The organism is Streptomyces sp. SID11385 (assembly GCF_010548245.1).
Lineage (GTDB): Bacteria > Actinomycetota > Actinomycetes > Streptomycetales > Streptomycetaceae > Streptomyces.
Map to the genome: position 1 here is coordinate 1 of NZ_JAAGLR010001025.1, position 7,946 is coordinate 7,946.

The 7,946-nt window shown below is 75.0% G+C and carries 6 protein-coding genes and 1 pseudogene; all 7 read right to left on the minus strand.

The annotated features are described in order from the left end of the window. On the minus strand, positions 1–1,952 hold a 1,952-nt coding region (locus G3I42_RS31550), incomplete at its 3' end, for a UvrD-helicase domain-containing protein (RefSeq protein WP_164291111.1). 147 nt (positions 1,953–2,099) lie between these two features. Next, positions 2,100–2,435 carry a thioredoxin domain-containing protein gene (locus G3I42_RS31555; protein ID WP_164291112.1) on the minus strand — a complete coding sequence of 112 codons (336 nt, stop codon included), beginning with the start codon at positions 2,433–2,435 and terminating at the stop codon, positions 2,100–2,102. Further along, a complete protein-coding gene (locus G3I42_RS31560; RefSeq protein ID WP_164291116.1) occupies positions 2,419–2,898 on the minus strand; it encodes a MerR family transcriptional regulator in 480 nt (159 codons plus the stop codon). The genes G3I42_RS31555 and G3I42_RS31560 overlap by 17 nt, the downstream gene beginning before the upstream one ends. A 91-nt stretch (positions 2,899–2,989) precedes the next feature. Continuing rightward, positions 2,990–4,288, minus strand: a pseudogene (locus G3I42_RS31565) (nitrate/nitrite transporter). 123 nt (positions 4,289–4,411) lie between these two features. Next, the gene (locus tag G3I42_RS31570) at positions 4,412–4,801 is read right to left on the minus strand and encodes a nitrite reductase (NAD(P)H) small subunit (RefSeq protein ID WP_164291113.1); all 390 of its coding nucleotides are present in this window, start codon (positions 4,799–4,801) and stop codon (positions 4,412–4,414) included. Then, positions 4,798–7,410 carry a nitrite reductase large subunit NirB gene (nirB, locus tag G3I42_RS31575; RefSeq protein ID WP_164291114.1) on the minus strand — a complete coding sequence of 871 codons (2,613 nt, stop codon included), beginning with the start codon at positions 7,408–7,410 and terminating at the stop codon, positions 4,798–4,800. The genes G3I42_RS31570 and nirB overlap by 4 nt, the downstream gene beginning before the upstream one ends. 11 nt (positions 7,411–7,421) lie before the next feature. Further along, positions 7,422–7,946: FAD-dependent oxidoreductase (locus tag G3I42_RS31580; protein WP_164291115.1), on the minus strand; the 525-nt coding region annotated here is incomplete at its 5' end.

Sequence of the window (7,946 nt, forward strand, 5' to 3'; positions counted from 1 at the left end):
ACCGAGCGCGGCGCGGCGAAGTCCGGGTCCGCGGCGCGCGGCACGGCGGCGGCGACGTCCATGATCTCGGCCGGGGTGCGGTAGTTGACGTCAAGTCGGCGGTAGGCGTAGCGGTCGCCGACGTACGGGGCGAGGACGCTGTCCCAGGAGCGCATGCCCGCCGGGTCGGCGGTCTGCGCGGGGTCGCCGACGAGGGTCATCGAGCGGTTGGGGCTGCGCCGCATGAGCAGCCGCCACATCATGGCGGACAGCTCCTGCGCCTCGTCCACGATGATGTGCCCGAAGGCCCAGGTGCGGTCCTCGGCCGCCCGTTCGGCCGCGCTGCGCCGGTCGCGCTCCTCGTGCCGCTCGGCGAGCCGTTCGGCGTCCACGATGTCCTGCGCGCCGAGCACCTCGGACTCCTCGTCCTCGAACTCGTACGTGCGCGAGGCGGCGGCGACGTCGAGCACGCCCTGCGCGTACGCGGCCTCCTCGCGCCGCCGCCGCGCCTCGGCGGCGCGCCTCATGCTGTCGTCCTCGCCGAGGAGTTCGGCGGCCTCGTCGAGGAGCGCGACGTCGGCGGGGGTCCACGGCGCGGGCGTGAAGACGCTGCCGGACCACGTGCCGGGGGCGCGGCGGATCGCGTCGGCGTCCTCGGCGGGCAGGTGCCCGTGGGCGTCCGGCTCGGCGAGGAAGTCGGCGAGGAACTTCTCGGGGGTGAGGCGGGGCCACAGCGTGTCGATCGCGGCCTGCACGGCGGGGCTCGCGGCGATCTCCTTGCCGAGTTCGGCGACGTCGGTGGGGTCGAGGAAGTTGGGGCCGCCGAAGGGGTCCGCGCCGAGCCGGTCGGCGAGTTGGGCGGTGAGCGCGTCGATGACGCGGAAGGCGAAGTGGGGGCGGGCGAGGTTGTGCGGCACGAGCGCGGACCGGGCCCGCTCGCGCGCCGCGGCCGCTGTCTCGCGGTCGAGGGTGAGGGTCCCGTAGTCCTCGTGCGCGATCTCCAGGACGGGGTCGGGGAGCGCCTGCCGGTCGGCGAGCGTCTTCGCGAGGACGTCCGCCATGCGCGCGTCGCCCTTCACGGCGCTCGCGCGCGGGGAGTCCGTCCCCGTGGCCTTGACGCCGGGGTACAGCTCGCCGGGCGTCGCGAGCCACACACCGGTCTCGCCGAGCGAGGGCAGGACCTCGCCGATGTAGTTGAGGAAGGCGCCGCCGGGCCCGACGATCAGGACCGCGCTGCGGTGCAGGCGCTCGCGGTCCGTGTAGAGGAGGTACGCGGCGCGGTGCAGCGCGACGGCGGTCTTGCCCGTCCCGGGGCCGCCCTCGACGACGAGGACGCCGCGGTGCGGGGCGCGGATGATCTCGTCCTGCTCGGCCTGGATGGTGCGCACGATGTCGCTCATGCGTCCCGTGCGCGCGGCGTTGAGCGCGCCGAGCAGCACGGCGTCGCCGCTCGGGTTCTCGAAGGCGCCGGGGGCGGTCTCCGTCAGGTCGAGGGTCTCGTCGTGCAGCGCGGTGACGGTCCGGCCCTTGGTCGTCAGGTGCCTGCGGCGGCGGACGCCCATCGGGTGCAGGCCCGTGGCGAGGTAGAAGGGGCGTGCGACGGGGGCGCGCCAGTCGATGAGCAGCGGGGTGCGCTCGCCGTCGTCGGCGCGCAGCCCGATGCGGCCGATGTGGTGCGTCACGCCGTCGTGCTGGTCGATCCGCCCGAAGCAGAGTCCTTCCTCGACGCCGTCGAGTTCGGCGAGCGTCCTGCCGTACTCGAACGCGGCGATCGAGCGCTCCAGCTGTGCCTGGTGCCCCTTGCCGACCGGGCGCAGGGCGTCCTCGGCGGCGCCCTCGGCCCGGTCCCTGAGCGCGTCGAGGCAGGCGTGCAGGAGATCCACGTACGCCTGCTCGGTACGCAGCTCCTCGCGGCCCCGCTCGTCCTGACGCCCCTCTTGACCGTTCCCGGCCGTGCCGGTCTCGTTTGACAAGACTGCTCCCTGCCCGCTAAGATTCGAGTAATTGCACTTCCGTGTGCCCGAATTCAGGCAGCGCGGAATTGTTCAATATACGCGTCGAAACGCCCCGGCCTCAAGTGGCCGGGGCGTTTTCGCGTTGCGGGGGGCCTCCGCGGGAGGTCAGGCGGTCATCCGGTCCAGTTCCTCGCGCAGCTTGCGGCCCGAGCGGGCGCCGACGAGCTTGCCGAGGGGTTCGCCGTCGCGGAAGAGGATCATCGTGGGCGCGGCGAGCACCCCGTACCGCGCGGCCGTGAGCGGTGCTTCGTCCACGTCGAGCGCGACGACCCGCAAGGCACCGGCCCGCTCCCGCGCGAGGTCGGCGAGCACGGGGGCGAGCTGGCGGCAGGGCGGGCACCAGGTCGCGGTGAACTCGACGAGGACGAGGCCGGGGGCCAGGAGCACGTCCGGCTCGAAGCGGTCGTCGGTGAGGTGGAGGACGTCAGGGCTGGCGAGCATGGTGGGGTTCCTTACCGGTCGGGGTGTGGGAGGGGCGGGGTGCCGCGTGGTCGCGTACGGCGGCGAGGGCGCAGCCGGGCTCCGGGGGCGCCTCGCCCGCCAGGGCCCGTACCGCCGCCTCCGCGCGGGTCAGTTGCGCGGCGACGCGGGCGCGGGCCGCGAGGACCTGGGCGACGAGGGCGTCCATCTCGGCGAGCTTGGCGCGGTAGACGCCGAGCGAGGCGGGGCAGGTGTCGCCCTCCTCGTGCCCGGCCCGCAGGCACTCCACGAAGGGCCGCGTCTCCTCCAGGCCGAAACCGACCTCCTGGAGCGTGCGGATCTGGCGGACGAGGCCGAGGTCGGCCGCCCCGTACACGCGGTGCCCGTGCGCGTCGCGCCGCGCGGCGAGCAGGCCGCGCGCCTCGTAGTAGCGCAGGGCCCGCGCCGTGGTGCCCGCGCGCTGGGCCAGTTCGCCGATGCGCATCTCGCCGTCGTCCATGCCCCGACGGTAGGGCTTGACCCCGGCGTCAAGGCCAGCCCCACGGGTCACCGCGCCCCGGCCCCCTCGTCCCGCGTCACCGTTCCCCGCGCGCGTACGCCGTCCATGTCACCGCGCCGCACACGACGTACACCGCGAGGAAGGCCGTGTAGGCGAGGTCCCCTTCGCCCGCCGTCAGGAACGACTAGCGGAAGGCGATGTTGACGAGGACGCCCCCGAAGGCGCCGACCGCGCCCGCGAAGCCGATGAGCGCGTTGTCGCGCGAGCGGGTCGTGGCCGCGTCGCGCTCGGGCGGCGCGGCGGGGATCAGCTTGTACGTCGAGCCGTTGCCCGCCCCGCTGAGCACGAAGAGCGCGGTGAACGCCGCGACGAAGAGCGGCAGCGAGTGGGCGCGCGAGGCGAGCAGCGCGAGGAGCGCCCCGCCCGCCATGCCGGCGAAGGCCGCGAGCGAGACGCGCCCGCCCCCGAACCGGTCGGCGAGCCGCCCGCCGAAGGGGCGCGCGAGCGAGCCGAGCAGCGGCCCGGCGAAGGTGAGGTACGCGGCGTCGACCGGCGTGGCGAAGGAGTCGGCGAACTGCACCTGGAGGACCTGCCCGAAGGCGAACGAGAAGCCGATGAACGAGCCGAAGGTCCCGATGTAGAGGAGCGAGACGAGCCAGGTGTGGCGCCTGGCGACGAGCTTGCGCAGCGGGTACGTGGCGCGCGGCAGCCGCAGGTCGTCCATGCGCAGGGCCGCGCACAGCGCCGCGATGACGACGAGCGGTACGTAGAGCAGGACGAGCACGCGCGGGTGCGCGGCCCCCGCGGTGGCGAGCACGGCGAGGCCGAGCAACTGGACCGCGGGGACGCCGAGGTTGCCGCCGCCCGCGTTGACGCCGAGCGCCCAGCCCTTGAGATGGGCCGGGTAGAAGGCGTTGACGTTCGCCATCGAGGAGGCGAAGTTGCCGCCGCCGAAGCCGCCGAGCGCCGCGCACAGGAGCAGCGTGCCGTAGGAGACGCCCGGTTCGAGCAGGACGGCGGTGACCGTGACGGGGACGAGCAGCAGCAGCGCGCTCACGACCGTCCAGGTGCGCCCGCCGAAGACGGCGACGGCGCTCGCGTAGGGGATGCGCAGGCAGGCCCCGACGGCGGTGGGCAGGGCGGTGAGCAGGAACTTCCCCGCGGCGTCGATCCCGTACTCGGGCCCGAGGAAGAGCACGAGGACGGACCACAGGCTCCACACCGAGAAGCCGACGTGCTCGGCGAAGACGGACCAGACGAGGTTGCGGCGTGCGGTACGGGCCCCGGTCGCGGCCCAGAAGACGGGGTCCTCGGGGTTCCAGGTGGCGGCGGTGAGGGGGGCGGTTCTCGCGGGGGGACGGAGGGAGGTGGTCATGGTGGACTCCTTCGGCGACCTCCGCTGCGGGCAGGCGTTCCGCACGGGGCGGAACGGGTGGGCACAGCGGGACGGGCGGGCACAGCGGTGCGGGCACGGGGCGGGGCACGGCGGTACGGGGCGTCACTCCACCCGCACCCGCCACACCCGCAGCCGCGCCTCCGTGCCGTCCGGGGCCGTCGCCTCGTCCAGGCACTCCCCCGTCCGCAGGTCGAAGGCCTGCTTGTACATGGGCGAGACGAGGACGGGGACGCCGCCCCGGCTGCCGAGCAGTCCGCGCGCCATGACGTGGGCGCCGCTGAAGGGGTCGCGGTGGGCGAGGGCGTGGAGGCTGCCCGCGTGGTCGCGGAAGAGGGCGATCTGGGCGCCGTCGACGAGGACGGGGACGCCGCGGCCCGGGGTGAGGTGGGCGTAGGGGACGACGGGGTGCCAGCGCTCGCCGTCGTGGATCTCGACGACGGCGGTGGGAGTGGTCCCGGCCGGGGCGGGCGCGGTGGTGGTGGTCACGGTCATCGGTGGGCCTCCTGGGCACGGGGGGCTGCGGGGACGGCGGGGAGCGGGATGAGGACGCGGGAGGTCGCCGGGGTGTCGAGCAGGGTGCCGGGCTCGCCGGGGCGGGCGGGGCGGATCTGGCCGCGTTCGGGGACGAAGGTGACGGTGGGGTCGGGGGTGCCGGGGGCGTTGGCGAACGAGGCGAAGCGGCGCAGGCGTTCGGGGTCGGCGAGGACGGCGGCCCACTCGTCGGTGTGGTGGGCGACGTGCCGTTCCATGAGCGCGTCGAGGTCGGCGGCGATGCCGAGGCTGTCGTCCATGACGACGGCGCGGAGGTGGTCGAGGCCGCCTTCGAGGCGTTCCAGCCAGGCCGAGGTGCGCTCCAGGCGGTCGGCGGTGCGGATGTAGAACATGAGGAAGCGGTCGATGACGCGGATCAGCGCGGTGGTGTCGAGGTCGGTCGCGAGGAGGTCCGCGTGGCGCGGTGTGGTGCCGCCGTTGCCGCCCACGTACAGGTTCCAGCCGTTCGAGGTCGCGATGATCCCGAAGTCCTTGCCGCGGGCCTCGGCGCACTCGCGGGCGCAGCCGGAGACGGCCGACTTGAGCTTGTGCGGGGCGCGCAGGCCCCGGTAGCGCAGTTCGAGGGCGATCGCGAGCGCGGTGGAGTCCTGGACGCCGTAGCGGCACCACGTCTCGCCGACGCAGGACTTCACGGTGCGCAGCGCCTTGCCGTACGCGTGCCCGGACTCGAAGCCGGCGTCCACCAACCGCTGCCACACCGCCGGGAGTTGGTCGACGCGGGCGCCGAGCAGGTCGATGCGCTGGCCCCCGGTGATCTTCGTGTAGAGGCCGAAGTCGCGGGCGACCTCGCCGAGCACGATGAGTTGCGCGGGGGTGATCTCGCCGCCGGGGACGCGCGGGACGACCGAATAGGAGCCGTTGCGCTGGATGTTGGCGAGGTGGTGATCGTTGGTGTCCTGGAGGGCGGCCTGTTCGCCGTCGAGGAGGTGGCCGCCGTCGAGCGAGGCGAGGATCGAGGCGACGACGGGTTTGCAGATCTCGCAGCCCTCGCCGCTGCCGTGCGCGGCGAGCAGCGCGGCGAAGCTCGCGGTGCCCGTGACGCGGATGATCTCGTACAACTCGGCGCGCGTCTGCGGGAAGTGCTCGCACAGGCCGCTCGGGGCAGGCTCGCCCCCGGCGGCGAGTTCGCCGCGTACGAGCGTCGTGAGCGCTCCCGTGCAACTGCCGCAGCCGGTACCGGCCTTGGTGCACTTCTTGACGGCGGCGACGTCGGCGCAGCCCTGCTCGCGCACGGCGGTGCGGATGGCGCCCGCGCTCACGTGGTGGCAGGAGCAGACGACGGCGGCGTCGGGGAGTTCGGGGGCCGGGCCGCCGCCGCGCGCGCTCGCGGGCAGGACGAGGCTCGCGGGCGGCACGGTGAGCGGGGTCGCGGCGAGGGTGAGGGCGCGCAGGGTCCCGTACTCCTCGGTGTCGCCGACGAGGACGCCGCCGGTGAGCGCGCCGTCCGGGCCGACGAGGAGTTTCTTGTAGACGCCGGAACGGCTGTCCGAGAAGGTCACCTCGCGGACGCCGTCCGCGGTGCCGTGCGGGTCACCGAAACCGGCCACGTCGACGCCGAGGAGCTTGAGCTTGGTGGAGAGGTCGGCGCCGGTGAACGCGCCCTCGCCGCCGCACAGCCGGGAGGCCGCCGCCTCGGCCATGGCGTACCCGGGCGCGACGAGCCCGTACACGCGCCCGTCGGCGGTCCGCGCGCACTCGCCGATCGCCCACACGTGCGGGTCCTCGGTGCGGCACGCCTCGTCCACGACGACGCCGCCCCGCTCCCCCACCGGCAGGCCGCACGCGCGGGCCAGCTGGTCGCGCGGGCGGACCCCCGCGGCGAAGACGACGAGCCCGGCGGGGAGTTCGGAGTCGTCGGAGAGGACGGCGCGCGCGGCCCGGCCGTCCTCGCCCGCGCGGACGGCCGAGGTGCCGACACCCGTGTGCACGACGACGCCCAGTTCCTCGATCTTCTCGCGGAGCAACTGCCCGCCCCCGTCGTCGATCTGCAGCGCCATGAGGCGGGGTGCGAACTCCACGACGTGCGTCTCGACGCCGAGCGCGACGAGCGCCCCCGCCGCCTCCAGGCCGAGCAGCCCGCCCCCGACGACGACCCCGGCGTCCGCCCGCTCCGCGTCCGCGCGGATGGCCTGAAGGTCCTCGATCGTGCGGTAGACGTGGCAGCCGGGCAGGTCCTTGCCGGGCACGGGCGGCACGAAGGGGGCCGAGCCCGTCGCGAGGACGAGCGCGTCGTAGGGCAGGCGGCGGCCGCTCGCCGTGGTGACGGTGCGGGCGGCGCGGTCGATCGCGGTGGCGGGGTCGCCGAGGTGGAGCGTGATGCCGTGGCGTTCGACGAAGTCCGGTGGGACGAGGCTCAGTTCCTCGGCGGTCGTGCCGGTGAACCAGCTGCTGAGGTGGACGCGGTCGTAGGCGGGGCGCGGCTCCTCGGCGAGGACGGTGACGTGCCAGGCGGCGGCGCCCGGCTGCGCGACGAGGGCTTCGAGGAAGCGCTGGCCGACCATGCCGTGGCCGACGAGGACGAGTTCGCGGGGCGCTGGGGTCGCGGTCATGCGGGTGCCTTTCACTGGCGTACGGCGGGTGCGGGCGGGGCGACGAGCAGGGAGAGCGGGTCGGGGCCGGCCGGGCGGTCGTCCAGCCAGGCGCGGCCGAGCGTGCCCGCCGTGCCGAGATCGCCGACGAGGACGCCGCCGAGGAGGCGGTCGCCGCGCAGCAGGAGCTTCTTGTACGTGCCGCGCGTGGCGTCGCCGATGCGCAGCACGTCGACGCCGGGACCGGCCGCGTGCTCCCCGAAGGCCGTGTACTGGACGGGTCCCGCGCTGAGGCGGGCGAGGGTGCGGGTGCCGGTGAAGCGGGCCCCGGGAGCGGCGCCGGAGAGGCGCGCGGCGAGCACGTCGGCCTGTTCCCAGGCGGGCGCGGCGAGTCCGTGGGTGATGCCGCGGTGTTCGGCGCAGTCGCCGAGCGCGTACGTGTGCGGGGCGCACGCGAGCGTGTCGTCGACCTGGACGCCGTACCGCACGGGCAGCCCGGCGCCGTGCGCGAGCCCGGTGCGCGGGCGGACGCCGCAGGCGAGGACGACGAGGTCGGC

Coding starts and splice junctions, on each gene's coding strand:
- nirB (WP_164291114.1), bottom strand. CDS start 7,410: ATGACCGCGACCCCAGCGCCCCGCGAACTCGTCCTCGTCGGCCACGGC.
- G3I42_RS31560 (WP_164291116.1), bottom strand. CDS start 2,898: ATGCGCATCGGCGAACTGGCCCAGCGCGCGGGCACCACGGCGCGGGCC.
- G3I42_RS31570 (WP_164291113.1), bottom strand. CDS start 4,801: ATGACCGTGACCACCACCACCGCGCCCGCCCCGGCCGGGACCACTCCC.
- G3I42_RS31555 (WP_164291112.1), bottom strand. CDS start 2,435: ATGCTCGCCAGCCCTGACGTCCTCCACCTCACCGACGACCGCTTCGAG.